The sequence below is a fragment of the Cellvibrio sp. UBA7671 genome (assembly GCA_002483145.1).
Taxonomy (GTDB): Bacteria; Pseudomonadota; Gammaproteobacteria; order Pseudomonadales; family Cellvibrionaceae; genus Cellvibrio; species Cellvibrio fibrivorans.
Map to the genome: position 1 here is coordinate 21,712 of DLHJ01000011.1, position 25,726 is coordinate 47,437.

General features: G+C 48.3%; 22 protein-coding genes. 18 read left to right on the forward strand and 4 right to left on the reverse strand.

All coding sequences use genetic code 11. The features are described from left to right. Window positions 1-36: 36 nt before the first annotated feature. Window positions 37-1,269, forward strand: coding sequence for a hypothetical protein (locus tag B4E62_RS08305; protein ID WP_331351748.1), 1,233 nt, complete (start codon window positions 37-39; stop codon window positions 1,267-1,269). 24 nt (window positions 1,270-1,293) lie between these two features. After that, window positions 1,294-2,766: a TniQ family protein gene (locus B4E62_RS08310; protein ID WP_331351749.1), complete on the forward strand. Its 1,473-nt coding sequence runs from the start codon at window positions 1,294-1,296 to the stop codon at window positions 2,764-2,766. A gap of 418 nt (window positions 2,767-3,184) precedes the next feature. On the opposite strand, the gene B4E62_RS08315 is transcribed toward B4E62_RS08310, so the two are convergent. The 4 genes from B4E62_RS08315 to B4E62_RS08330 all read right to left on the reverse strand — a co-directional run bounded on the left by B4E62_RS08315 (window position 3,185) and on the right by B4E62_RS08330 (window position 5,975). Then, window positions 3,185-4,231 (reverse strand): hypothetical protein, encoded by a 1,047-nt coding sequence (locus B4E62_RS08315; protein WP_310071377.1) that lies wholly within the window; start codon window positions 4,229-4,231, stop codon window positions 3,185-3,187. A gap of 52 nt (window positions 4,232-4,283) precedes the next feature. Continuing rightward, the gene (locus B4E62_RS08320) at window positions 4,284-4,922 is read right to left on the reverse strand and encodes a hypothetical protein (RefSeq protein WP_331351750.1); all 639 of its coding nucleotides are present in this window, start codon (window positions 4,920-4,922) and stop codon (window positions 4,284-4,286) included. Then, window positions 4,916-5,539, reverse strand: coding sequence for an HAD family hydrolase (locus tag B4E62_RS08325; RefSeq protein ID WP_310071382.1), 624 nt, complete (start codon window positions 5,537-5,539; stop codon window positions 4,916-4,918). The genes B4E62_RS08320 and B4E62_RS08325 overlap by 7 nt, the downstream gene beginning before the upstream one ends. 160 nt (window positions 5,540-5,699) lie before the next feature. Beyond that, window positions 5,700-5,975, reverse strand: a complete 276-nt coding sequence (locus B4E62_RS08330; protein WP_310071384.1) for a metal/formaldehyde-sensitive transcriptional repressor — start codon at window positions 5,973-5,975, stop codon at window positions 5,700-5,702. A 69-nt stretch (window positions 5,976-6,044) separates the two neighbouring features. Between B4E62_RS08330 and dmeF the strand changes: the two genes are divergently transcribed. The 16 genes from dmeF (at window position 6,045) to B4E62_RS08410 (ending at window position 25,610) form a co-directional block, all read left to right on the forward strand. Continuing rightward, entirely contained in the window at window positions 6,045-7,010 is a 966-nt protein-coding gene (gene dmeF, locus B4E62_RS08335) for a CDF family Co(II)/Ni(II) efflux transporter DmeF (RefSeq protein WP_310071387.1), read from the forward strand. 126 nt (window positions 7,011-7,136) lie between these two features. Continuing rightward, window positions 7,137-7,529, forward strand: a complete 393-nt coding sequence (locus tag B4E62_RS08340) for a hypothetical protein (RefSeq protein ID WP_310071390.1) — start codon at window positions 7,137-7,139, stop codon at window positions 7,527-7,529. A gap of 114 nt (window positions 7,530-7,643) precedes the next feature. After that, entirely contained in the window at window positions 7,644-8,153 is a 510-nt protein-coding gene (locus B4E62_RS08345; protein ID WP_310071393.1) for a DUF411 domain-containing protein, read from the forward strand. An 11-nt stretch (window positions 8,154-8,164) separates the two neighbouring features. Beyond that, on the forward strand, window positions 8,165-10,288 hold the full coding sequence (locus B4E62_RS08350) for a copper resistance system multicopper oxidase (protein ID WP_310071395.1): 2,124 nt from the start codon (window positions 8,165-8,167) through the stop codon (window positions 10,286-10,288). 9 nt (window positions 10,289-10,297) lie between these two features. After that, on the forward strand, window positions 10,298-11,011 hold the full coding sequence (locus B4E62_RS08355; RefSeq protein WP_310071398.1) for a copper resistance protein B: 714 nt from the start codon (window positions 10,298-10,300) through the stop codon (window positions 11,009-11,011). Window positions 11,012-11,099: 88 nt separating this feature from the next. Next, window positions 11,100-11,390 carry a hypothetical protein gene (locus tag B4E62_RS08360; protein ID WP_310072523.1) on the forward strand — a complete coding sequence of 97 codons (291 nt, stop codon included), beginning with the start codon at window positions 11,100-11,102 and terminating at the stop codon, window positions 11,388-11,390. A 109-nt stretch (window positions 11,391-11,499) separates the two neighbouring features. Continuing rightward, window positions 11,500-12,030: a cytochrome c gene (locus B4E62_RS08365; RefSeq protein WP_310071401.1), complete on the forward strand. Its 531-nt coding sequence runs from the start codon at window positions 11,500-11,502 to the stop codon at window positions 12,028-12,030. A gap of 267 nt (window positions 12,031-12,297) precedes the next feature. Next, entirely contained in the window at window positions 12,298-12,546 is a 249-nt protein-coding gene (locus tag B4E62_RS08370) for a DUF2933 domain-containing protein (protein WP_310071404.1), read from the forward strand. A gap of 65 nt (window positions 12,547-12,611) precedes the next feature. Then, window positions 12,612-13,070, forward strand: coding sequence for an ATPase (locus B4E62_RS08375; protein WP_310071406.1), 459 nt, complete (start codon window positions 12,612-12,614; stop codon window positions 13,068-13,070). A 405-nt stretch (window positions 13,071-13,475) separates the two neighbouring features. Further along, a complete protein-coding gene (locus tag B4E62_RS08380; RefSeq protein ID WP_310071409.1) occupies window positions 13,476-13,889 on the forward strand; it encodes a MerR family transcriptional regulator in 414 nt (137 codons plus the stop codon). A 110-nt stretch (window positions 13,890-13,999) separates the two neighbouring features. After that, window positions 14,000-14,365 carry a hypothetical protein gene (locus B4E62_RS08385; protein WP_310071411.1) on the forward strand — a complete coding sequence of 122 codons (366 nt, stop codon included), beginning with the start codon at window positions 14,000-14,002 and terminating at the stop codon, window positions 14,363-14,365. Between the two features lie 93 nt (window positions 14,366-14,458). After that, a complete protein-coding gene (locus B4E62_RS08390; protein ID WP_310071416.1) occupies window positions 14,459-15,877 on the forward strand; it encodes a TolC family protein in 1,419 nt (472 codons plus the stop codon). Then, on the forward strand, window positions 15,877-17,112 hold the full coding sequence (locus B4E62_RS08395) for an efflux RND transporter periplasmic adaptor subunit (protein ID WP_310071420.1): 1,236 nt from the start codon (window positions 15,877-15,879) through the stop codon (window positions 17,110-17,112). The genes B4E62_RS08390 and B4E62_RS08395 overlap by 1 nt, the downstream gene beginning before the upstream one ends. A gap of 5 nt (window positions 17,113-17,117) precedes the next feature. Beyond that, window positions 17,118-20,264 (forward strand): CusA/CzcA family heavy metal efflux RND transporter, encoded by a 3,147-nt coding sequence (locus B4E62_RS08400; protein ID WP_310071421.1) that lies wholly within the window; start codon window positions 17,118-17,120, stop codon window positions 20,262-20,264. Further along, window positions 20,261-23,074, forward strand: coding sequence for a cation-translocating P-type ATPase (locus B4E62_RS08405; RefSeq protein ID WP_310071424.1), 2,814 nt, complete (start codon window positions 20,261-20,263; stop codon window positions 23,072-23,074). Before B4E62_RS08400 ends, B4E62_RS08405 begins: the two co-directional genes overlap by 4 nt. 127 nt (window positions 23,075-23,201) lie before the next feature. Beyond that, complete coding sequence (locus B4E62_RS08410; protein ID WP_374725263.1) at window positions 23,202-25,610, forward strand: heavy metal translocating P-type ATPase; 2,409 nt, start codon at window positions 23,202-23,204, stop codon at window positions 25,608-25,610. Window positions 25,611-25,726 lie beyond the last annotated feature (116 nt).

Below are 25,726 nucleotides of genomic sequence, written 5' to 3' on the forward strand. Positions count from 1 at the left end.
AGACCCGAACCTATTTTTATTATTAGAGTTTTACAGATGCAGAACTTTGGTGAGAAGTTAGATCTGCTCGAAATCGATCAGGGTGTGCAGGTGAAGCTACTATACAGAGCGGATAAATTTCCGGATGAGTGCTTTCCCGATTACCTTGCGCGATTATCCTGTTGGAACGGCTTTAAAGACAGCGCGGATTTCATGCGCTTCTTATCAAAAATATACAACAATCTGCATCCCGATGATTGCCAGGAAAAAAATCCGGATCCAGACAGCAAAGAGTTCGAAGCTAGATATCCATTCTATATTCGTTGGTATAAATGTAGAATCGCTTTGGAGTTCATAATACGACGATCCCTTGTTTATTCAGAGTTGAATCTGGATGCTTACAGAGTCAGTCAGCCTAACAAAGTATGCGTGGGTTGTTGGGGTGAAAATCCATATAGAAAATTTTATTGGCGATATCAAGAGTATAAAATCTGCCACAAGCATAATGTAAGACTTGTAGTTGTCGACAATATTCTCTACAACAGTCCAACGTTGACAGGTACGACGGAATATGTCGCTACATTGGACCGAAGATCCATAAGCTGTTCATACGTATCTGCAATTCTTAGAAATAATCCTTTAAAAACATTTAATTTTGAAAATTTGCAACGTGAAAATTACATTATTGAGCTAGAAATAACTTTGTGGAAAAGGGTGATTAGATTTCTAAATGAAAGGTTTTCATTCTCGTTTGTTAGTATGGATATATTTGATTTCGTCACTCTTGAATCCATTGCAGGCTTAGCAATTTCTAATCGTCTAGAGAAAATGACGGAAAAGCTCATTGGATGTAAGACTGAGTTTTCGTTATTCATTAAGACGGCTGTTTTAGTCTGTATTCAAAGATCGTACTTGATGTATTATCCTGATGTAAAAAGCTGGGTATTATCAGAAGCCTATTTTATTAATCCTGTTTTTTACTCATATCTTTACGGAATTAACCAACATTTTTTTATAAAAGATGAGCTTACTTTTGCAGATGAAATTTCTCAAAAGAATGCGTTTCGAAGGGTGAATCTTAGCAGGGTGTCAGACAGGATCCTCTGCAAATTTATTCTAGAGTCGAGAATTTTGTCCGATTCTCAATTGGAATCAATATCGCGAAATGGACGGATTGTAATTGGAACTACAGAGCTACCGGGGCATATCGATCAGCAACGAGTTGACTACGAAAAATTTATTGAAATGACGGGTGATTGCCTTTTTGATAGACAGCCGATCAATAGATGAATGAAGATGATTAGGGAGGGACAGATGGGTAAACTTTTATTCAGGCCCGCGCCTTTCTCTGATGAATGTCAGGTTAGTTATCTTATCCGTATTTCTCAACACAATGGTTTTAGCCACATAGGGAAACTCCTGGATTTCGCTGGGCTTAAGTGGAAAAACGCTAGGGTCCCGGTACATCAGATTTTAACGGGCGAATTTGATTTGTCGTCGCATTTTTTGCAGTTAGACTTAAAAGTTTCCTTTGCACCAACCGCTGAAGTGTATCGGAGTTTTAGACGCGTGATAGATTCCCCCTATATATTGGTCAAACACCCAAAATTGTGTCCAGACTGTCTACAGGAACTGGGTTATTGCAAATATTATTGGTCGTTTTTACCGGTTGTCGCTTGTAATAAACACCAGAAATTATTGGTAGATGTGCAAGAAGATACGGGAAAACGATTGAGTTGGTATCGCCCAAGGCTTGATAGTTTCGATACTAACCATGAGCCTATTCTAGCGCCTCACCAAAAATTCGGCTCATCTGTTTTTCAATTCAATGCTTACGTTAATAGCCTATTATCGAATACCGTCCATACAGTGGAGATTCCAAAGATAGTTCGAGGTTTAACATTCCGGGAGTCATTGACGTTGATAAATTTTCTTGCACATTATTCAGCGAGACTGGTAGGGGATAATTTTAATCCCAACAGGATGGAAAATATTGAACTCGCTCAACATTACACAGCCATATGGAATTTGTTAAGGAATTGGCCAGATGCATTTTATTCTTTACTTTCTCAATTCATTGATAATCCGATGAGTAAAAGGGGCATCGCTGGAATCAATAAACATTATAGAGATCTTTACGAGCAGCTACATAGAAGGCGACTCAACCAAGGCATTGCAGTTATCAAGGAAGAATTTGATCGTTACGTGGCTACGTATTGGCCCGGGGTACTGGATAGTCAGCGCGTCACTAGGATCACGTCGTCAATCGCCTCGCGCAATATCATTTCCAAAAAAAAAGCAGCTGTTGTCATCGGCTGCCGACCGGAACGTATTGATAGTTATGTAATTATGAAACGCTTATCAAGGGTAATTTTTAAAGGGAAAGCTCATTACTTGCTTGATGAAGCAGATGCGTTGGCCACCGAACTTGGGTCAAACTGGACTATGAACGAGGCGTGCCATGAACTGGAAATTACAAGACATCAGCTCAGGCAATTATTGGATAGCCAAATACTAACCGCAATTCAAAAGCCAAACCGCCTTAATCGGGACTGGGTAATCGACAAAAATCACTGTGAAAAATTTATTCGCGATTTGAGCCTCAAGGCTCGCATTGGAGTGCCCAAGAAGCCCATATCTAGAGCTGGAATCCAGCACCAGGGATTCTCTATAGTTCAGCTAGTTACGGCCATGAAGACTGGAAGTGTTACCTTCGATTTCTCTCCAAACATCGACCACCGGGTCAGTTTTAAACAATTTTCTAATTTCGAAATTAATATTGTGTAATCAAAGCTACAACTTTCAGGCTGAATACTCCACGTTTGCCAATATGAAACGTGCGAATTATGTATAAGTACGCCTGAGTTTTACTGCGGACATAAAGGAGCATCCTCCATGCGTCCTTGTTGATTAAATCTATCAGATAACCAGACTAATACGTCTTGATGCAACAATCCGGCAATAAACATCGAATCCCAATTATTTTTTCCCATGTGAGCTTCATCTACAAGATCCAGTTCCTCTTGAATTAAATCCCGTAAAATAAACCATCCAGGGTGGGTCAATTTTCAATGCAGGGGGGCGCTCAATCTCATCTGGTCAGTCGCCCCGCGAACCAATTATCATATGGACACCCCGTAGAAGCAATCAATCTCGATGAGTATCGTCTTCTACCCTAAGTTTGGCCGCCACTTTTAGAACGGCATCATCGGACGTGCAATACTATTTCAAGCTCCGAAATTAATGCGTCTCGATAAGTTTTGAAGTCCATACCCTTTCGCAGGTTACGTCCTTTTTCATCAACCATTCGTTCTGAAATCGCCGCTATGACCTTTATCAGTTTGTCTGGTAAGTCATCTGCAAACTGCGAGGCATCAGGCTGTAGTTGCAAGGAGATTGCTCTGTACAGAACTTCTTTAAGCGGTCCATCATTGGTGGCGTAGATGGATTCCACAGCGCCATCTTTTGCGACCCATTTTTCAAAAAACTTATCGACGTAAAATAAATCCCACGTCATATTCATTAATGCTTTTTTCCGATCCTGTTGAGGTGCGGCAGGTTTATATTTCATCAAACTCGATGAGGCAGCAAACAGGCTTATCGCAAAGCTCGTGGCAGCCAGGCTAAATAGAAAATACTGATGACACCAATCAAGCAGTTTCTGCACTTTTTGATGTGTTGGCGCAGAATCGCAATGGCAAAGGCAGGTAATTTTTAACACTATCAGGTACAGCGTGTCCCATTTTTTTAAACGATGGTATTTAGTCAATTCGTGTCGAAGTTGCCCCTTATCGGTTTCTGGCGGACCCGGTAACGCGATTAGATCTGTATGCCCAAGGGCGAACTGGGCAAGCTGGTCCATGTCGGCATTATCGAGCTGCCTGAAAAGGATCAAATCCTCAAGAATTTCATCAGAAAAATCATTTTGATAATTAATTTTTTCATAGATGGCGAAAGTTGGATCCACCAGGATATCGGTGAACTTACAAAACACCATTAACGCAATTGCGTCCCTGTGGATCTGCTTCTTATCAGTCTTTTTATAGGCGCTCAGTACATACTGATAAATATTTAGATCGAAAATTAAATGATAGGCGATGCCGTTTATGTGATTATGATACAGATACAGCGCCGGGTTATAGATATCATCTTCGGTGTCCACTTGCAGGCAATGGGCGAACCAATCAGCTTGCCTTAGTTGGTCAAGAATGAGTATGGTGTAGTCTGGAAACTTGAAAGCCAATTGATCCATTTTTTGCCTTTTACCCTGTTATCCAAGATTTCCGTTTCACCAAGACCCGCAATTAATATTGCAACCGGGGTCTAATATCGCTGTAATTGATTTTTGCATTTTTAAAGTCTTCCCAAATCGCCTGTGTTTCAGGTGTCATCCCCGACACCGGCATAACGCCTCTGTTTCCAGACGCCATTTTCATCCAAATCTTTTCGGTAATTCCTGATATCTCCTTCGCAGCCTCCTCAACCCAGGACTGCTCGCCTGTAGTTCGGTCTTGCGAGCCAAACCAATGCAAGTAGTGCGAATACTTCCCCCAATATTTTGACATTTCGGATAGATCCCAAAAAATGAGCGGCGGCGCATCGGGCTCCAGTTCAATCAGTGCTTTTGAAAAAAGGTTGAGCTTTTCATGATCAGGGTTTAGCGTCTTAATCAATTTGAGAAATTTGTTCGTTTCTCTTGTGCACTTTTTATAAAAGTTGTCGGGCAACGCCGGATCTGCGAGTAATACCAATTCCTCAAACAGTAAATGTTCAATCCCGAGCCTTGCATCGGTGCATGCATAAATCATTGCAGTAAATGTTCTATGTCGATGGTAATAATCAATCCAGGACATCGCTCTATAAAAATAGCCCACTGAGTCAAAATAGATGCGGTCATTCAATATTTCCTCAGCACTTCTTCCTTTATAAATGGGGGCTAACATGCGATCTCCTTGAGCGCCAAAATGTCAGCAAGAGAGCCAATCGTTTCGGTGGAGCATTTTGTTCCTCTTATCAAATGCTTTGCGCGAAAACCAAATTGAGTTGGACCTTCATAGTCGGCCAACAAGGTGTCGCCCACGAAGAGACACTGAGCCGGATCCACTTTCGCTCTATCTACAACCCATTGGTAAATTTCTCGCTCAGGCTTTATATAACCAACGTCATAGCTCAAGCATTTGAGGAGTGGAACATCAGGCAACAACTGTTCGAGCACTGCACCATAGGGTTTTGCGAGGTTGGAGCATACAGCTATGGGAATATGCCAATCCGATAACTGGCGTATTGTGGGAATCACGTCCTCAAATAATGCCAAGCTGGCAAGTTCTTGCTTAATGTCAATCTCAAGCTGTGTGATCATCTGTGTCGGTGGAACAATCCCCATCGCTGAGAATAGCTCGGCCGGATCTTCCGGGCGCGTCATCAAGAATCGGGCATCACCCGGCCGGGGTGAGCGGCCTTGTTGTCGCGCCCACTGCAACACTTTGCGAAATGGATGATGTTTCACTCCAAACTGGATGAGAGTTCCATACAAATCAAAAATTACCAATTTGGGGCGCATCGTAAACCTGTGCATAATGAGTAGGTGGATTAATAAAACATCACTCTATTACTTAAATTCAAACTGCGCGCCTCGTGCGTTTGCATACGCGGCAGGAAGATCAATAAAAATGGTACAGATGGCCAATTACCGCTGTAATCCACCACCTCGCCAGAAGTACTTACTTTAAATAAGTTCGCAGTACCGATATCACTTGCTCCAAATTTTCCTGCCGCTGCTGCGGGGAAGCATCATCTGAACCCAGGTGTTCGCGGAGGTGCCCCTCCAATACCTCAGTCATTAGCCCATTAACCGCCCCGCGAATGGCTGATATTTGCTGAAGAATTGCTGCGCACTCGGTTTCTTGCGTCAGCGCCAGTTCCAATGCTTCTGCTTGGCCCTTGATGCGCCGTACGCGGCCAAGCAATTTATTTTTGGATTTAGTGGTATGAGCCATAGAACACCTTTAGGGGAATGCATATGTACTAGGGGGGAGTATATTAAATCTGACCAAAGGATACTTTAAATGCAATCCCACGCCGTTGATATAGATACCCTCCGTCATTCGCATGCCTTTGATGATGGCAATCCCTTGGCGGAGCGAAACATTCGTTGGGCGTTGTTGCTGACGATTGTGATGATGGTTGCCGAGATTAGCGGCGGCTGGGTATACAACTCGATGGCGTTGCTGGCGGATGGCTGGCACATGAGTTCCCATGCTTTGGCGCTGGGGCTATCGGTGTTTGCTTATGCAGCCGCTCGGCGTCTCGCCCAGGATGCACGCTTTTCCTTTGGTACCTGGAAAATCGAAGTGTTATGTGGTTACACCAGTGCGATATTCCTGTTGGGTGTGGCGGGCCTCATGCTGTACCAGTCTGTTGAGCGCCTGATTTCACCAACCCCTATTCACTATGATCACGCTATAGCGATTGCCGGTGTCGGCCTATTGGTTAACCTTATCTGTGCATGGTTGCTAAAAGATAACCATGCCCATCATCACGACCACCATGATCATCATCATTCGCCAGGTGATCACGAACATCATCATGACTTAAATTTGCGCTCGGCTTATTTGCATGTTTTGGCTGATGCGGCTACATCGGTGCTGACAATTGTAGCGCTGACGGGTGGCAAACTGTGGGGGGCCGATTGGCTTGATCCGCTCATGGGCATTGTGGGTGCCGTGTTAGTGTCAGTGTGGGCCTATGGTTTGTTACGGGATACAGGGCGTGTGTTGCTTGATGCGGAAATGGGCGCGCCGGTAGTGGCTGAAATTCGGGAAGTGATTGCAGCAAGCCCTGTCAAAGCTGACATTACTGATTTACACGTGTGGCGGGTGGCCAAGGGTAAATATGCCTGTATCCTCTCTCTTGCTACCACCGGTGATGTCCAACCAGATTACTTCAAACAACAATTAAGTATTCATGAAGAGCTCGTGCATATCACGGTGGAGTTAAATGCGCATCCGATTCAAATGATGTCAGCACAATGAGCTGTTTAGTGTTGGTAATCAAAAATGCAAATATTGTGATTGCACGACCACGCCCCGTCATACCGCTGGACTCCATGCTCCCTATTGCACTATGCTTTTAACCGTATTCAAACGATATCCATTTTTATGGTCATTAAACGACGTCACCTTATCTGGTTAATCGCACTGCTTACCTTGGTCTTTTTAGGTCAATCGTTGGCGGTTGTGGCTATGCCATGCCAGTTTATGGACGTTGCGCCAACCAGTCATAAGATGGAATCCATGGATCATTCGATGATGGGTATGCATCACGATATGAGCAAAATGGATGTCCAGAATAAGGCCATGGATATGAAAGCCACTCACGATTGTTGCAAAACCATGGGGCATTGCTCTTCCAGCAGTTGTTCGGCACCGGCATTGAGCTATAGCGTGGCTTTTGCAATCCAATCTGACACTTCAGTGAATACCAATGGGTATCACCAGTACATCCCCAGCTCGCCCATTTCATCCCTCTATCGTCCCCCCATTTTCCGCTGATACAGGACAGTTACGCCTGAAATTTGGCGTATAGATCATCCAATTGTATTCGCGGGAGTGACATTAGCTCCCTCCGTAGATGTTTAACAACCTTCGCGTTGTTTTGGAGCTTTTATGGTTTTCCAGCGTTTTATAGGCGCTATCGGTAGCCTGGCGATCACGTTTTTATTGATAAGCCACACATCACACGCCTCATCCACCCCATCAACAGCCACTGCTGCTAAACCCGCGCAGTTAGAGGTATATAAAAGCCCGACGTGCGGTTGTTGTGAAGAATGGATTTCCCACCTGCAATCCCATGGGCTGAAATCCAATATCCATCATCCCGATGATCTGAACGCGATCAAAAACCGCTACCGGATTAGCCCCCAATACCAGTCCTGCCATACCGCTATATCACCTGACGGGTATGTATTTGAGGGCCATATTCCAGCTCCGGTCATTACCCGTTTCCTCGCCGAAAAGCCTGAAGGAGCCATAGGCTTGGCCGTTCCCGGCATGCCGGTGGGGAGCCCCGGCATGGAAATGGGCGACCGCTTCACACCCTACGATGTGCTCTTGCTGAAAAGCGATGGCAGCAGCGAGGTGTACATCCGCATCACCAGTTTGACGCAAACATTCTAAGGAGAATGGACATGAAAATTCCCGACACCCGCACAGCGGGGATACACATACCAACGGAGCTGAGCAGCGCAACGGATCGCTATCCGGTAGTACCGGACATGTTGCCACCAGACCAGTCACGTCGTCGCTTTGTACTCGGTGCCTCCTCATTGGTAGCACTGGGTGCGTTACCGTTATCGGGTCAGCTATTTGCCGCTACACCATTGCAAAACAATGACCCCCAGACCTTGGCTGGAAAACAGTTCGATCTATCGATTGGCTTCCAGAAGGTCAACTTCACCGGCAAACAACGGATCGCCACAACCGTTAACCAAAGCTTGCCCGCTCCCATCTTGCGCTGGAAAGAAGGTGAACGCGTGACTTTGCGGGTAACCAATACACTCGATCACGACAGCTCCATCCATTGGCACGGCATCATTTTGCCCTCGGAAATGGATGGCGTGCCGGGCATGAGCTTTGATGGCATAAAGCCCGGCGAGACCTTTATCTACGAGTTTGATGTACAGCAAAGCGGCACTTATTGGTATCACAGCCATTCTGGATTCCAGGAGCAAACCGGCCTAATGGGCGCCATCGTCATTGAGCCGAAAGAGCCCGATCCTGTGACTTATGACCGGGATATGGTCGTGCTGCTGTCTGACTGGACGGACACTGCACCGGAAAAGGTCTATGGCACCCTGAAAAAGATGAGCCACTACTACAACTTCCGAGAGCGGACGGTTGGCGATCTGGTGCGTGACCTCAAAACCAAAGGGTTCGCAGCTACCTGGAACGAGCGCGCCATGTGGGGCCAGATGCGCATGAGCGAAACTGATATATCGGACGTGACCGGTTATACCTACACCTACTTGATGAACGGCGTTACACCGGATCAAGGCTGGTTGGGACTCTGCAAACCCGGCGAGAAAGTACGCCTGCGCTTTATCAACGGCGCGGCGATGAGCATTTTCGATGTGCGGATTCCGGGATTAAAAATGACGGTAGTCGCTGCTGACGGCCAGAATATCCAGCCGGTCGTGGTCGATGAATTTCGTATCGGGGTAGCGGAAACCTACGATGTCATCGTGGAACCCGCTGCTGATAGCGCCTACACCATCTTTGCCCAAAGTAATGACCGTACCGGTTATGCCCGTGGCACCCTGACCACGGATATTGCCTTGCGGGCCGAGATACCGGCGATGGACCCGGCTCCCAGGTTAGGTCATCGCGACATGGGGATGGATATGTCTGGTATGGATCACAGTGGACACGACATGGGCGGTATGGCTCACTCCGGCCATAACATGGGAGCGATGGATCACAGCGGCCACGATATGTCGGCCATGAAGATGGATCACAGCCAGCATTCGAAGCCCGCCATGGAAGGTATGGATCACTCCGGTCATGACATGGGCGCGATGGACCATAGCGGGCACGATATGTCAGCCATGAAGATGGACCATAGCCAGCACTCCAAGCCCGCAATGGAAGGTATGGATCACTCCGGCCATGACATGGGCGCGATGGATCACAGCGGGCACGATATGTCGAAGATGGATCACAGCCAGCACACCGGCAAATCGCGTCTGGCCAAAGCTGGTTTTGGCAGCAATTTTGATCCGCTCACCAAGATAAGCCATGTTGATACGGAATTTGGCCCACACGTGGATATGCGTTCAGACGCACCTCAAAGCGGCTTGGCCGATCCGGGGATTGGACTGCGTGATCACCAAAAACTGTACGGTCGCCGTGTATTGACCTACGCGGACATCCGGGGCCTGCATCCCACCTACGACAAACGTGAGCCCTCACGGGAAATTGAGCTGCACCTGACCGGCAACATGCGCCGTTATATGTGGTCGATCAACGGCCTCAATTTTGCCGATGCCAAGCCGCTGGAACTGAGCTTTGGCGAGCGCGTGCGCATCATTCTGGTCAATGACACCATGATGACGCATCCCATTCATTTGCACGGAATGTGGAGCGAATTGGAAACCGGTGATCCCCACTATATCCCACGTAAACACACCATCCTTGTCCAACCCGGTTCGCGCATCAGTTACCTCGTAACTGCCGATGCCAAGGGCCGTTGGGCATATCACTGTCATTTGCTTTACCACATGCCCGGCATGATGCGTGAAGTCAGGGTCGTTTAGGAGAACGCTATGAAAAACCTATCAAAAAAACTGACCCTGACTCTCTGGGCAACCGCGTTATCCAGCATGCCCGTGATTGCCCACGAGGGGGATGACCCATTGCTGTCGCGTGTGATGATTGACCAATTCGAGTGGCGCGATAGTGACGAGGCTGAACCCTATGTACTGGAAGCCCAGGGCTGGATCGGTAAAGACCTGCATAAACTCTGGATCAAAACCGATGTAGAGCGAGTGGACGGTGAAACCGAGGAAGCCGAAATCCAAGCGCTTTACAGCCGTGCCATTGCACCCTTCTGGGATGTTCAAGTTGGTGTACGGCAAGACCTGAAACCAACACCTGAACGTGAATGGGGTGTGATTGGTATCCAGGGGTTGGCGCCGTATTTCTTTGAAATAGATGCAGCACTGTTTATCGGGGATTCCGGGGATACAGCCGCGCGTTTATCAGCAGAGTATGAATGGATGCTCACCCAGAAAGTAGTTTTATCACCGGAAGTTTCGGTGAACTTTTATGGCCAAAACGATATGCACCGGCTGACGGGTTCAGGCTTATCTGATGGCCAGGCAGGCCTTCGGTTGCGTTACGAAATTCGCCGCGAATTTGCGCCCTACATCGGTGTGAATTGGACGAAGAGCTTCGGCAACACCGCCGATTTTGTCCGTGATCATGGCGAGCCCACCAGCGATACCCAGTGGGTCGCCGGTGTTCGCGCATGGTTTTAATACACAGTGTCAAACAACTTTAATTACCGAGGAACATACAATGAAAACTTTTCTTCTTAACTCTGCCTTGATCTTGTCTAGTGCATTGATGGTGGCTCCGAGCTTCGCTCATGATCCCGCAGAGCATGCCAAAACGGCAGAAGCGCCCGATTGTGATGCGATGAAAAAAATGGATCACTCCAAGATGGATATGAATGATCCGGTGATGCAGGCCCTGATGAAAAAATGCAGTGCAAAATCTGCTGTTAGCGATCCGCACAAAGGCATGGAAGGAATGGATCACGAGAAGATGGAAGGCATGAATCACGGAGACATGGAAGGAATGGATAAGAGCAAATCGACCTCCAGTGAAAGCCATGAAGGGCACAGTGCCCATTGATGGGTAATGCGCGGGTTGCTTACTAAGCTGAGTGGGCAACCCACAAATCGCTATTGGACACGGATGACAGTGTTTGCTGTACATCCGTTGTTAATCTGGAGAACGATACATGAAAACCATTAAATGGATCATCCTGCTTAGTGTTGCCGCACTGGCCGTAGCATATGCTTATGTCAATGCAGGGCTATACCCGATAGGCGCCGATGTGCCACACAATAAAGCAACTTATTGGCTGCTGGAAACCTTGCGTGAGCGATCCATTGCGCGCGCCGCTGCGGAAATTGACGTTCCTGATTTAAACGATTCCCAACTACTCCTCAGTGGTGGGCCGGATTACAACGATATGTGTGCCCAGTGTCATTTAAAGCCGGGGCGCACGCAAAGTGATATGAGTATTGGGCTTTATCCAAGTCCGCCAAATTTATCGCTGCCGCTTGATAACAAAACCAACAGCGCGCGCCGGCAATTCTGGATCATTAAACATGGAATAAAAGCCAGCGGTATGCCCGCTTGGGGGCCAACACACGATGACCAACGTATTTGGGCAATGGTGGCATTTATTCAGAAGCTTCCATCATTAACACCGGAGCAATATCAGATATTGACTACCCGAGGGGAAGGTGAAAGTACTCACCACTAGATATATTTAAAAAATTAGCCAGAAAGTTGGGGTGTCTATGTGGGTCAACGTACAGAGATTGCCTTACAAATAGTTCGCTAATGCAAGATAAGTATTTGTCTTCACTCCATTGGCAGATATGGATTGTCATCGCATGAACGATTGATCTGTATCAACTAATCACGTAAACAATCGGACTAGTCTAGTTACCGTACCAAAATGTTTAGTGCATCACTTGAGTCCAGCTTCTCAAACTTTTAACGCAGAGTCGATATAGGAAAAATCGTTATGGCAAATGCACCTAGATACTGGTCTGGCCTACACGGGCTTGCGACTCTCACTCTGATTGGCGCCGCCCTCTATTTTTTGTTAGTAGAACATGGTAATCACACCCTGCCATATTTGCCTTATCTCATCATTTTGCTGTGCCCGTTGATGCATCTATTTATGCACAAGGGTCACGGGGGGCACAATCATGGTGAAGACAAGCGCCCAGATCGGGATACCGACCGCAGCATGGAAGACGGAAAAAAATAATCCACTGAATGTTCTTAGCTTCGAAAATGAGCCAGATAGTCAAGTAAACATATAAGGTGCATGGCATGGAAATTAAAACTTTCTCAGACTTAATCGACTGGACCCGTCAGTTGCATGGGCATTTGTCAAAATGTCTTGCGCATTGCGCATCAAAAAACGAAGAAGAGCGTGCTCGATTACTACTTGATTACCTGGCTGAGCATGAAGGCAAAATGGAAAAAATGGTAAGTGCCTTCGAAGCGCAGGCGGAGTCCAAGGTAATGAAAACGTACATTTACGACTACTTGTCACACCAGCCTATCCAATCACATCGGACTTGCGATGCACCCTACGCGGAACTTGGTTTTGACGATATCTGCCAAGAGGTCTTTGATTACCACCAGCAAATTATTGAGCTTTATCGCGATATTGAAGAAAGGGCTGACATTCCTGAGGCGAAGGCATTGCTTGGTTCACTACTGGCGATGGAAGAGCATGAGGCTATGCGACTATCCCGACAAACAGGACGAATGAGTGATATGTAAAAACACATACCTCGATTCTCTAGCGCCGCCTACGCGGCTTCGAATTTACTCCCTCCTTTAAGAACTTGCTTCGCGAGTAGCTTTGGCCCTGCTTACCCGCCCGCCCAACTTACTTCCTCTTGCTATGTTGTATAGCGAACAGACCGTCCACAGGTAAAGGTAGCTACTGCTATTCAAATTCAATATTCATTTGGCGTCCCTAGAGTCTTATTAGCAATATTAAAAAAATACGCGATCTGACGACAAATATAAAAAGTTCACTTGACCTGTGAGCCGCACACAGATTTAGGATGTAATGAATTCACTATCTAAACCTAGGTTTAACTCTTGGGTTTGATCCTGATCAAGATCGAGAGTGTTGAAAGGAGTAAATTAAAAACGTCGAAGAAATTATGTGGAGTAAGTATGCGGGTGGCTCAACTGGCGCGTGAATTGGCAATTTCCGCTGATACTATCCGGTATTACACGCTTATAGGATTGATCAAACCAAAACGTAACCCGGCCAATAATTACAAAGAATATCGTGAAGAAGAACGTAGGCGGCTGCAGTTTATTCTGAGTGCGCGGAAACTAGGCTTCACCCTGAATGATATTAAAGAAATCATTCGCGAAGCCAGTAAGGGCAAGATGGCGTGCCCTCTGGTACGTCAAATTCTTGAAAAAAGGCTACAAGAAACAGAGCAAAGTTTTAACCAACAGAGCGCACTGCGAAAGCATATGAAAAAAGCAATGAAAGACTGGAAAAACAAGCCAAACCAAGAGCCGAATGGACATGAGATATGTCATTTAATCGAAGGGTTTTCCTTTGCAAATGAATAGAGCAATTTTTTTATTTGGAATCATAGATCGCTTAAAAAAGTATCACATAGAAGTATACGATAGACAGCACGTGTAATTATCCAACCATTAACCTTACCAAGGAAAACTTTATGAAAAAATCATCCGTATTTTCTGCATTCATATTAAGCACCGCATTACTCTTGCCAGCATTTGCAATAGCGGCTGACACCCATTCAACCCCCATTGAGAAGCTAATTTCAGAAATAGCTGATAAGCCTGAGCAACATCATGCTATTGCAAGTTACTACAAGGACAAGATTACTGAAGCCAAAAAAGATTTAGCCATGCATACCAAAATGCGCAAGGCTTATGAAGTGGGGTATGTCAAAAACCAGGACGCAATGGCTGGCATGCGCAAACACTGTGATAAGTTAATCAGTAACGCAGAGTCTAATATCAAAGAATATGAAGCACTGGCGGCAGAGCATGAAGCTATCGCCATGAAAAAACCTTAGCAGCCTGTTGTCGCGCGTGGCTTGCACTGCACGCGCTAGTTAATTGAATAAACCGTTAATTACAGCTATTGGATTAATAAAAATGGAGGACTTATGAATAAATTATCTCCATTTTCAGTTTCACTAGTATTTTTATCGCTCTTTGTGGCGATGCCTGTGTTTGCCGAACAAGGCTCCCTCACTTTAGAAGAGTTTCTGACTCAAGTTGATACTTCCAATCCCGGTTTGTCTGCCGCACAGCAATACAACAAAGCACTACAGCACCGCATCAAACCAGCAGGCGCGCTGGATGATCCTTTTGTGGCATTTGGCATGGATGAGATTCCTTACGGAGAGCAAAGTCCGCAAGCCTATCGTTATCAGATTAGCCAATCTTTACCATTCCCCGGAAAACGGGGCACACGTGAAAAGATTGCCGCACTCAAAGCGGAAACTGCTGAGCAAGAAACCGCAACGCAACGTCGTGAGTTGAAAGTAATCGCCACACAATTTTTTTATCGTACTTTTTTTAACGCCCAAGCGATCAACCTCAATTTACAACTGCAAACTGCTGTGCGTTCTGCAATGCAAAGCGCCAAAGCACGTTATGAAGCGGGAGGCACAGAACACCACGATTGGCTGTTAGCCAAAATGGAATTAGCTACGCTTGCCATTGAACAACAAAAACTTAAACGTGAACAATTTTGGTTACGTACATCGCTTAACGAATTGCGCGGTCATCCGCCTGAAGCTGACTTACCAATAAGTGTTGTTGACTTTACGCACACAACTGAGCCAGCTTTCACTGAAACCGAGTTTAACGATCAACCAGAACTCGCCGTACTTGATGCGCAAACACAACAATCTGCGCATGAATATAAATTAGCAAAGCTTTCCTATTACCCGGATTTTGTGCTGCAAATAATGGCAATGGAGCCGCGCAATATGGGTGAGATGGACACTGAAAAATCCAACTGGGGTGTCATGGTCGGCATGACCGTACCGCTTTATTTTGGACACAAGCAATCGCATTTGGTAACAGCCGCACGTTATGAGCAACAAGCAGTTGAATCGGATAAAGTGTATTTACGCAATAAACTGATTAGCGAATCGGTGAACGCAAACCAAGCGTTAATTTCTGCGCGTGACTTGGTGAGGTTGTACGAAACCGATGTGCTGCCTAACACACAGTTAGCACTGGCCGATGCACGATCTGCCTATCAGTCCCGGCGTATGAATTTGTCGCAGTATGTTGCGATAGAAAAAATTCAGGCGATCCAACAATTGGAATTAGTTGCAGCGCGGATTGATGTTGAACTGGCAAAAACCCGTTTAAATGAATTGCTGTCCTCGCCACCCATTCTCAAGTTGGCGCCATCACGCCCCACCGTTTTTGGTGCGGGCAATATGGGCGATGCCATGCCCGCTTCCGACACCGTCAATATGGGCGGTGGCATGAGCCAGCCCAAACCTGCCGGTAAAAAATCTTCTACAACTGATCAAGGCGGAAATTCCGGCATGGGTGGAATGTAATGAGAATATCCCGGTTATATATCACCTTGCTTGCTGCCACTGCATTGCTAACACAGCTTGCGATGTCTGCTGAAATATCATCCTCTAAAGCATTGTCTTCTAATGATAAGCAGAAAGCCCATGCTTCCGGTGAAACGCAGCACGGAAATGCCTCTAGTGATAAAAGTGTTATTGATGACCGCGCCGAGATTACGGTTTCAGATCAGCAACAAAAAGCCGCGGGCGTACAAACGCAAATTGTTACGCGCGAAAAATTGTTTCATAAAATACGCACCGTCGGCAGCATTACCACGGATCAAACACGGGAAGCGCATGTACATACGCGCATCAGTGGGTGGATTGAAAAAATTCACATCGATTACGTGGGTAAAGCGGTCACCAAAGGTGCGCCCTTGTTTGATTTATACAGCCCTGATTTGGTCAGTACGCAAGAGGAATATTTAGCGGCGCGGCGGCAAGGCTCGGGAGCCACTGAGGTTGCAGAGGCCGCCCTGACTCGCTTGCGCTTATGGGGTGTGGCCGAGGTGGAACTGCAGCGATTACGCTCGGCAAAAACAGCAAAAAAAGCACTGACATTTTATGCACCCGTAACCGGCGTAGTCATCCGCAAAGCGGCGATTCTGGGCACCTATGTAACGCCTGACACTGAGCTTTACTATCTCGCTGACATCGCCCAGGTATGGCTACTACTAACACTCTATGAGGCGGATGTCGCCTTGATAAAGATTGGCGACAAAGTAGCAGTGAGCTTGCCTTATGACCTTAGTAAACACTACACGGGCGTTATTAGTTACGTTTACCCGGAGATAGATATTCAAACCCGCACGGCTAAAGCGCGCGTGGAAATTGCTAACGCCGATCAATTTTTGCGGCCGGGTATGTTTGCCAATGCCGACATTGAAAAACAATTAACCGAGCAGCTAGTGGTGCCCGATGAAGCCGTGCTCGATACCGGCCAGCGCAAGATTGTGTTTGTAAAAACCGGTGATATCCAATTTATTCCGCGTGAAGTAAAAATTGGCCAGCGAGTGGGCGATCAACTGACGATTCTCGCAGGCTTAAACGAAGGTGAAGCCGTTGTTGTCAGCGCCAGTTTTCTGATTGATGCTGAAAGCCGTTTGCAAGCAGCATTGCGTAAAGGTACGCCCGCAGCAGGCGGCCACGGTGGTCATGGCGACAACGCTAGTGACACCAGTAAAAAGCCCAGTAACAACAGCACGTCTGGTAAGGAGTAGCAGCTATGATCTCAGCGATCATTACCTGGTGCTGGAACCACAGTAAAGCGACCATTGTTGCCGCCTTGCTACTCGGTGGTTGGGGTGCTTACTGCTTAATAAATATTAAGGTTGATGCCATTCCCGACTTATCGGAAACACAAGTCATTATTTTTTCAGAATGGATGGGGCGCAGCCCTGACTTAGTAGAAGCACAAATCACCTATCCCTTGGTGAGCACCTTGCTTTCCGCACCCAAAGTGAAAGTTGCGCGTGGCTTTTCCATGTTTGGAATGTCATTTGTCTACGTCATTTTTGAAGATGGTACCGATAACTATTGGGCGCGTGCCCGCGTGTTGGAATATCTTTCAAAAATCAGCGGGCAAATGCCCGAAGGCGTGACGCCAAGTATCGGCCCCGATGCTTCAGGGGTTGGTTGGGTATTGCAATATGCGTTGGTTGATCCCGAGGGTAAATATAATCTCGCGCAAATTAAAACCTTTCAGGATTGGTATCTTAAATATTGGTTAAGTGCTGTCCCCGGTGTGGCCGAAGTGGCGAGCGTGGGCGGGTTTGATAAGCAGTATCAAGTCGAGGTTGACCCCAATAAACTCGCCGCGCTAAACCTTTCGCTAGAGCGTGTGATTAGCGCAATTAGAAAAAGTAACAATGATGTTGGCGGTCGGACGTTAGAAATTTCTGAGCGAGAATATTACATCCGTGGCTTGGGCTACGTTAAAGATCCGCGCGACCTGGAAAACATTGCGCTCGGTGTCAGTGCAGATGCCACACCTATACTGCTGACCGATGTAGCGCGCGTAACACTCGGGCCCAATATTCGCCGTGGCATTTCCGATTTGAATGGTCAGGGCGATACGGTTGGTGGCGTCGTGGTTATGCGTCAGGGAGAAGATGTTTCGCGGGTGATTGCCGCCGTTAAAGAAAAAATTGCCACGGTTAAGGGGGCTTTCCCACCCGGGTTGGAATTGCAATTAGTGTATGACCGCTCCGATTTAATCGGCCAGGCGGTTCAAACCCTGAAAGTGAATTTGATTGAAGAAATCATACTGGTCTGCATTGTTATTCTGTTTTTTCTATTTCATATCCGCAGTATTTTGGTGGTAGTTATTACGCTTCCATTGTCGCTGCTGTTATCGCTTATCCCGATGTATTACTTTGATATCAGCCTCAATATTATGTCGCTTGGCGGCATTATTCTGGCTGTTGGCGATATTGTGGATGGCGTGGTGGTGTTTATTGAAAACACCCACACCAAAATTGCCAATTCCGATGGCAAAAAAACGCGGCAGGAACTCGCGTTAGAAGCGTGTCGCGAGCTTGGGCCCGCTATATTTTCCGCGTTGCTGATTATCAGCATTTCGTTTCTACCGATTTTTGCCTTGCAGGCGCAAGAAGGCAAGCTGTTCCATCCGCTCGCCTACACAAAAACCTTTGCAATGCTCGCGGCGGCCTTAGTCACTATCACTCTGGTGCCTATTTTAATTGCGCTTTTTGTTAAGGGGAGAATCCGTAAAGCCAGCGACAATCCGCTAAACCGCTGGCTACAAGCGATCTACACCCCAGTGGTGAGCTGGGCTGTTGCCCACACTAAAACCGTGTTTGCGAGCACCGCTTTATTAATGGCGGTGTCTGCTGCGTTATTTTTACGCTTGGGTTCAGAGTTTATGCCGCCCTTATGGGAGGGCGATTTGCTCTACATGCCCATCACCGTGCCTGGTATTTCGGTAACGGCGGCGCAGGATATTCTCACCCGCCAAAACCTTGCGATTAAAGCTATCCCCGAAGTGGTTAGCTCATTTGGCAAGGCTGGGCGCTTTGAAACCGCGACTGACCCCGCCCCGTTGTCGATGTTTGAATACACCATCCGCTTAAAGCCTCAAAAAGAGTGGCGGGCGGGGCTAACCCCTGAAGCCTTAGTTCAGGAGCTTGATGCGGCGGTTGCGGTACCGGGTTTAAACCGTGCCTGGACGAAACCCGTGCGCGGCCGCATTGATATGTTGTCCACCGGAATTCGCACACCCGTGGGCATTAAAATTTTTGGGCCAGACCTCAACACCATTGAGCATATTGGCCAGCAAATCGAGCAGACCTTAGCCAAGCTACCGGGCACTCGCAGCGCCTATGCTGAACGCATTAACGGTGGAAATTACCTTGATTTTGAGGCCGATAAAGCGGCGCTGGCACGGTACGGGCTCGTACTGGGCGATGTGCAAATGGTTATTGAAACAGCAATTGGCGGGATGGATATCGCCGAAACTGTTGAGGGACGCGAGCGCTATTCCATCAACGTACGCTACCCACGCGAACTGCGCGATAGTGTGGAAAAAATCGAACACATTCTGGTGGCAACACCCGCTGGAGCGCAGGTACCTTTGAGCCAACTGGGCAAGCTGATTACCCGCACCGGGCCACCCATGGTGCTGGATGAAAACGGCTCACTTGCGGGTTATGTTTACATTGATCTGCTCAATCGCGACGCCGGTGGTTACGTTACCGATGCTAAAGCAGCCATCGCCGACGCCGTACATATCCCGCCCGGGTATTTCATCACCTGGACTGGCCAATACGAGTATCTCGCACGCATGCAAAAGCGCATGGCTATCGTCTTGCCCGTAACACTCGCTCTGGTATTTGCATTTTTGTATTTCAGCATGCAGTCCACCTCAAAGGCGCTCATTGTGATGCTCGCAGTGCCTCTATCTTTAAGCGGCGGCATCATCTTAATGTGGTTTTTAAACTACAACACCAGTGTGGCTGTGTGGGCGGGAGCTATTGCGTTGATTGGGGTAGCGGTGTCTACCACGTCAATCATGATGGTATTTCTGGATCAGTCCTGGCGGCGCTGGCAAACGGAAGGTCGGCTTCTTACAGCAAGCGATGGCCAGCTCGCCATCGTGGAAGGTGCTAAAAACAGTTTGCGCTCGGTGTTAATGGCCGTTGCCATGAATGTATTTGGACTCATGCCGGTCATGCTTGCCACAGGTTTAGGTGCAGATGTTATGAAAACGCTGGCATCACCCATGTTCGGTGGATTGCTTTCACTTATTTTCCTAACACTATTGGTGATTCCGTGTGTTTATCGCCGTGTCTATGGTCACAACTTGCCTGTTGCTGAAAATAATGCGCAACCAGTGCCAGTGCTCACACCATGAGCTTAAAAAAGACCGTAGATAAATATATGCCTGAATCTGCACCTACGTCACCGCCACCATCCCAAACTACGAAAGTGTTGCGCTCAGTGGTTGCGCCGTGGCAAGTAGAAGTCGCCAATCTGTTCAAGCAATTGAGCAGTACGGAAAACGGGCTCTCAGCGGTAGAGGCCGCCGCATACTTAAACTCCGAAGGCGCCAATACTTTGCAGGAAGGTGCACCCACGAGTGTGCTTAAGATTATTGCCGCACAATTTAAAAGCGTCATGATCTGGGTTTTGTTAGGCGCGGCGGTGATTTCGGGAGTGTTGGGGGACATGATCGATTTTGTGGTCATTGTCGCGATCGTGGTGCTCAATGCGGTTATCGGGTTTTATCAGGAATACAAAGCCGAAAAATCTATTGCGGCGCTGAAAAACATGACCGCACCGCAAGCGAAAGTAAAGCGCGATGGTCAGGTAATTATCATTCCGGCAGCCGATATTGTCGTGGGCGATATTCTCATGCTGGAAGCCGGTGATCTGGTAGCAGCGGATGCGCGGTTGCTGCAAGCGGCTTCCCTAAAAATTACCGAATCGGCGTTAACCGGCGAATCAGAATCGGTTGAGAAACAATCTAATACTCTCCTGGCAGCAGATGCCCCGCTCGGTGACCGCGACAACATGGTCTTCGCCGGTACCAGCGTGGCCAACGGCGCTGCCACTGCGCTTGTAGTCGCTACGGCGATGAACACCGAGTTGGGCCAAATTGCGCGCTTAATTGAAGATGCCAGCAGCAGCGAAGGTACGCCTTTACAACAAAAGCTGGATTCGTTTGGGCGCATATTGGTGTGGTTTTCGCTGGCGATAGTCACGCTCTTATTTATGCTCGGCTGGTGGCGTGGCAGCCCGCCACTGGAACTGGTGATGTCTGCTGTCAGTCTCGCGGTTGCAGCTGTTCCCGAAGGTTTGCCGACCATCGTGACAGTGGCGCTGGCGCTGGGTGTTATGCGCATGTCGCGCCGCAGTGCGCTCATCCGCAAACTACCGGCAGTAGAAATCCTGGGTTCTACCTCCGTCATTTGTACTGATAAAACCGGCACGCTAACGGTCGGCCAAATGACAGTGCGTGCTTTATGTGTAGCGGAGCAAAGCTTTACGGTAACCGGCGAAGGTTATGCACCTAAGGGTGAGATTTTGCTTAACAACAACCCGGTAAATGTTCCCGACACTGCCGCCTTGCAGGAGCTTGCGACGCTATTAATCGGCTGTAATAACGCGCATTTAGTGGAGGAAGATGGCCACTGGCAAGTGATTGGCGACCCCACAGAAGGTGCGTTACTGGCGGCGGCTCATAAAGTGTTTAGCGAACAAGCCGGTCGTGAACCATCCAGCTTTGAGCAGCGCCTTCCCAAACAACATGAAATTCCCTTTGATTCGGATCGCAAGCGCAGCTGCGTTATTCGCCGCTTGGAAGACGGTAATTTGCGCGCGATGGTCAATGGCGCGCCCGATGTGCTCCTGCAAGCCTGCACTCGGTTTTATACCGCCAGAGGAGTGCTGCCACTGACGGACGCCGACCGCGCGCGCATCCAGGAGCAAAATACTGTCCTGGGGCAACAAGCCTTGCGTGTACTCGGTTCAGCTTATCGCGACTTAGGGCAGCAGTTGCCCGCCGATTTAAGTGCAGCCGCGATAGAACAGGATTTGGTGTTTGTCGGCTTGAGCGGCATGGTCGACCCACCGCGTGCCGAGGCAAAAGTCGCCGTGGCCAAATGTGTATCGGCGGGTATCCGCGTGGTCATGATCACGGGCGATCATCCGCACACGGCGCTCGCTATAGCCCGCGATCTTGGCATTGCGACAGATACTGACGTTGTGGTCGCAGGACCCGAGTTAGATGGTATAAGTGAAGATGAGTTAGCGCGGCGCGCCTCAACCATCGCCGTTTATGCGCGCGTCACTGCTGCGCACAAGCTACGCATAGTTCGCGCATGGAAAGCGAATGGCGCGGTGGTTGCCATGACTGGCGACGGCGTAAACGACGCGCCCGCCATTGAAGGTGCCGATATCGGCATCGCGATGGGGCGCTCCGGTACCGAAGTCACCAAACAAGCTGCGGATATGGTCATCACTGACGATAACTTCGCCACCATAGTGGCGGCAGTTGAAGAAGGGCGTGGCATTTACAGCAATATTCGCAAAACTTTGCAGTATCTATTAGCCGGTAATACCGGTGAACTTTTATTAATGACTCTGTGCGTTATTATGGGTTTACCAGCACCACTCTTACCTATACATCTACTCTGGATTAACCTGGTTACCGATGGTCTACCGGCACTGTGTCTCGCTACAGACGCCATTGACCCGGATGTTATGAAGCAACGTCCACGCCCGCGCGATGAACATATTGCGGCGAATAATTTTCTCGGGACGATGTTTTTGACGGGGCTGCTGACTGCGGGAGTCGCCTTTGCGGTTTACTTTTATAGCTTACAAACTGGCAGTGAAGAACTGGCACGCACCAAAGCCTTTACCACGCTCGTTTTTGCAGAATTGTTGCGTGCCTTTGGTGCCCGCAGTGAAACCAAGGCACTGTGGCGAATTCCTTTGCGCACCAATCTAATCTTGGCGGTTGTGGTATTTCTGGTGATTGGTTTACAGGTGTGGGCGCACCACAACGCCACCTTGGGATTGTTTTTGAAAACCACATTCTTATCGCTAGAGGATTGCGTCTTGCTACTCGTAATTAGCACTATCCCCTTGTTGATATTGGAGTTGGTAAAGTTGTGGCAAAACCGCGCGCGACAAAGCACAGCCATACCGATCCAATAGTTTTCACGATAGCGGTTACGAATGTTAATTCACATAAAATTTATGAATGATCGCCGAACCCAACACTGAGTTGGAAGGCGCTTTCTTAGCAGGCAACTTGATAATGCACCGCATCACGAGGGAACCCATGGAACATAACCACGCTCATTCGCATCAATCAAATAAACCGGATTCAGAAGTTCTCAAAGATCCTGTTTGTGGAATGTCTGTTACTGAACAATCATCGCATCGGTGTGAGCACGAGGGACACATGTACTACTTTTGCAGTGGACGTTGCCAAACGACGTTCATCGCCACGGCAGAAAAATACATAACTAAAACATCGGAACAGCACAGCGGGAGTCATGCACATTCGCAAGTTGCTACGCCGCAACCTCAGCAGGCGAAGAATGCGGTGCAACCCGCTTCTGAAGCGATCACTGGCGCTATCTACACCTGCCCAATGCATCCTGAAATACGTCAGGAGCAACCGGGTAATTGCCCTAAATGCGGTATGACTTTAGAGCCATTGTTGCCCGAACTCGATGAAGACGAAAATCCGGAGTTGCGTGATTTCACTCGCCGGTTTTGGTGGACATTGCCGCTGACTGTCATTGTCACTGTTCTTGCCATGGTCGGTCATCAACTTCATTTGTTTGATGTATCTACTCAAACCTGGATCGAATTGATTCTGACATTGCCTATCATTTTGTGGGCTGGAGCGCCTTTTTTTGTGCGCGGCTGGCAGTCAATCATCAATCGCAGCCCCAACATGTGGACGTTGATTAGCTTGGGTACAGGCGCTGCATTTGTTTACAGCCTTGTAGCAACATTGGCCCCCAACGTATTCCCCGAATCCTTCGTATCGATGGGACGGGTCTCCGTTTATTTCGAGGCGGCAGCCGTCATTATTTCATTGACGCTGCTAGGACAACTATTGGAATTAAAGGCGCGTTCGCAGACCTCAGCGGCGATCAAATCCTTGCTGGGGTTAGCACCAAAAACAGCACGACGCATTCGCGACGATAACACTGAAGAGGATGTGCCACTCACGCATGTCCATGTCGGTGACAAGTTGCGTGTTCGCCCCGGCGAAAAAGTACCCGTGGATGGTGTCGTTGTGGAAGGCAGCAGCGCTGTGGATGAATCCATGCTGACCGGCGAGCCGCTGCCAGTGATGAAACGCACGGGTGATAAAGTGATTGGCGCAACACTGAATACCAATGGTGCACTCACCATTGAATCTGAGCGCGTAGGGTCGGCTACCATGTTGGCGCAGATTGTTCAGATGGTGGCGCAAGCGCAGCGCTCCAAAGCGCCGATGCAACGCATGGCGGATTCGGTCGCCGGTTATTTTGTCGTTGCGGTGGTCGCGATTGCCGTGCTGACCTTTTTTGCCTGGGGTCTGTTCGGCCCTGAACCGCGTTGGGTATTCGGATTAATTAACGCGGTAGCCGTACTGATTATTGCTTGCCCTTGCGCACTAGGGCTGGCTACACCTATGTCGATCATGGTGGCCACCGGGCGTGGTGCCACCCAAGGTGTACTGTTTCGGGACGCAGCCGCCATCGAAAACTTCCGCAAGATAGATACACTCATTATCGATAAAACGGGAACCTTGACTGAAGGGCGGCCTGCATTTGATCGTGCGGTACCTACGCAGGGATTTAGTGAAGACGATGTGTTGCGCCTTGCCGCAAGCCTTGATCAAGGAAGCGAACATCCGCTGGCCGATGCCATTGTCCGGGCGGCGCGCGAGCGCAATCTCTCATTGGAAAAAGTTGAACAATTTGAGTCAGGTTCCGGCATCGGTGTGTACGGAACAGTTTCAGGGCGCAAGCTGGCGCTGGGAAACACGGTGCTGATGGAGCAACAGGGTGTAGTTGTCGCACCGCTGGTGCCCGAAGCCGAAACCTTACGCAGTGAAGGTGCCAGTGTTATGTACCTGGCAGTGGATGGGCAGCTCGCGGGTCTGCTTGCGGTGTCTGACCCCGTCAAGGCCAGTACACCGGAAGCCTTGGCAACGCTAAAAGCCGCTGGTTTGCGCATTATTATGGCGACGGGTGATGGCCTTACAACAGCCAAAGCCGTGGCGGCGCGCCTGGGTATCGATGAAGTCTACGGTGAAGTGAAACCAGAGGATAAATTGCGTTTGGTTGAACGCTTGCAAGCCGAGGGCAAGGTTGTTGCCATGGCGGGCGATGGAATCAATGATGCACCCGCCTTGGCCAAAGCCGATGTGGGTATTGCCATGGGCACGGGTACTGACGTAGCGATGAACAGCGCACAAGTTACTTTGGTGAAAGGTGATCTACGCGGTATTGCGGTCGCGCGCTTTTTATCGGAGGCGACCGTGACCAATATGAAACAGAACCTGATGTTTGCATTCTTGTACAATGGTTTGGGAATTCCGATTGCTGCCGGAATACTTTTTCCCTGGACGGGCTGGTTGTTGTCGCCAATGATTGCCGCACTGGCAATGAGCCTCAGCTCTGCATCGGTGATTGGAAATGCCCTGAGGTTGAAACGGGAAAAAATCTCTATCAACGATCAATAGACTCGGGTGAGTGAATTTTAAGAACTTACACACCTTAATCTTGGGTGACGTATTTTTCTATCGCCTGCATTGAGCTATGCTTAAACCATGCGCCACTGTTCATTGCTATTCGTCTT

Coding starts and splice junctions, on each gene's coding strand:
- B4E62_RS08315 (WP_310071377.1), bottom strand. CDS start 4,231: ATGGATCAATTGGCTTTCAAGTTTCCAGACTACACCATACTCATTCTT.
- B4E62_RS08370 (WP_310071404.1), top strand. CDS start 12,298: ATGGCAAATGCACCTAGATACTGGTCTGGCCTACACGGGCTTGCGACT.
- B4E62_RS08325 (WP_310071382.1), bottom strand. CDS start 5,539: ATGCGCCCCAAATTGGTAATTTTTGATTTGTATGGAACTCTCATCCAG.
- B4E62_RS08410 (WP_374725263.1), top strand. CDS start 23,202: ATGGAACATAACCACGCTCATTCGCATCAATCAAATAAACCGGATTCA.
- dmeF (WP_310071387.1), top strand. CDS start 6,045: ATGCAATCCCACGCCGTTGATATAGATACCCTCCGTCATTCGCATGCC.
- B4E62_RS08340 (WP_310071390.1), top strand. CDS start 7,137: ATGGTCATTAAACGACGTCACCTTATCTGGTTAATCGCACTGCTTACC.
- B4E62_RS08380 (WP_310071409.1), top strand. CDS start 13,476: ATGCGGGTGGCTCAACTGGCGCGTGAATTGGCAATTTCCGCTGATACT.
- B4E62_RS08355 (WP_310071398.1), top strand. CDS start 10,298: ATGAAAAACCTATCAAAAAAACTGACCCTGACTCTCTGGGCAACCGCG.
- B4E62_RS08360 (WP_310072523.1), top strand. CDS start 11,100: ATGGTGGCTCCGAGCTTCGCTCATGATCCCGCAGAGCATGCCAAAACG.
- B4E62_RS08390 (WP_310071416.1), top strand. CDS start 14,459: ATGAATAAATTATCTCCATTTTCAGTTTCACTAGTATTTTTATCGCTC.
- B4E62_RS08405 (WP_310071424.1), top strand. CDS start 20,261: ATGAGCTTAAAAAAGACCGTAGATAAATATATGCCTGAATCTGCACCT.
- B4E62_RS08365 (WP_310071401.1), top strand. CDS start 11,500: ATGAAAACCATTAAATGGATCATCCTGCTTAGTGTTGCCGCACTGGCC.
- B4E62_RS08350 (WP_310071395.1), top strand. CDS start 8,165: ATGAAAATTCCCGACACCCGCACAGCGGGGATACACATACCAACGGAG.
- B4E62_RS08305 (WP_331351748.1), top strand. CDS start 37: ATGCAGAACTTTGGTGAGAAGTTAGATCTGCTCGAAATCGATCAGGGT.
- B4E62_RS08330 (WP_310071384.1), bottom strand. CDS start 5,975: ATGGCTCATACCACTAAATCCAAAAATAAATTGCTTGGCCGCGTACGG.
- B4E62_RS08395 (WP_310071420.1), top strand. CDS start 15,877: ATGAGAATATCCCGGTTATATATCACCTTGCTTGCTGCCACTGCATTG.
- B4E62_RS08400 (WP_310071421.1), top strand. CDS start 17,118: ATGATCTCAGCGATCATTACCTGGTGCTGGAACCACAGTAAAGCGACC.
- B4E62_RS08385 (WP_310071411.1), top strand. CDS start 14,000: ATGAAAAAATCATCCGTATTTTCTGCATTCATATTAAGCACCGCATTA.
- B4E62_RS08345 (WP_310071393.1), top strand. CDS start 7,644: ATGGTTTTCCAGCGTTTTATAGGCGCTATCGGTAGCCTGGCGATCACG.
- B4E62_RS08310 (WP_331351749.1), top strand. CDS start 1,294: ATGGGTAAACTTTTATTCAGGCCCGCGCCTTTCTCTGATGAATGTCAG.
- B4E62_RS08375 (WP_310071406.1), top strand. CDS start 12,612: ATGGAAATTAAAACTTTCTCAGACTTAATCGACTGGACCCGTCAGTTG.
- B4E62_RS08320 (WP_331351750.1), bottom strand. CDS start 4,922: ATGTTAGCCCCCATTTATAAAGGAAGAAGTGCTGAGGAAATATTGAAT.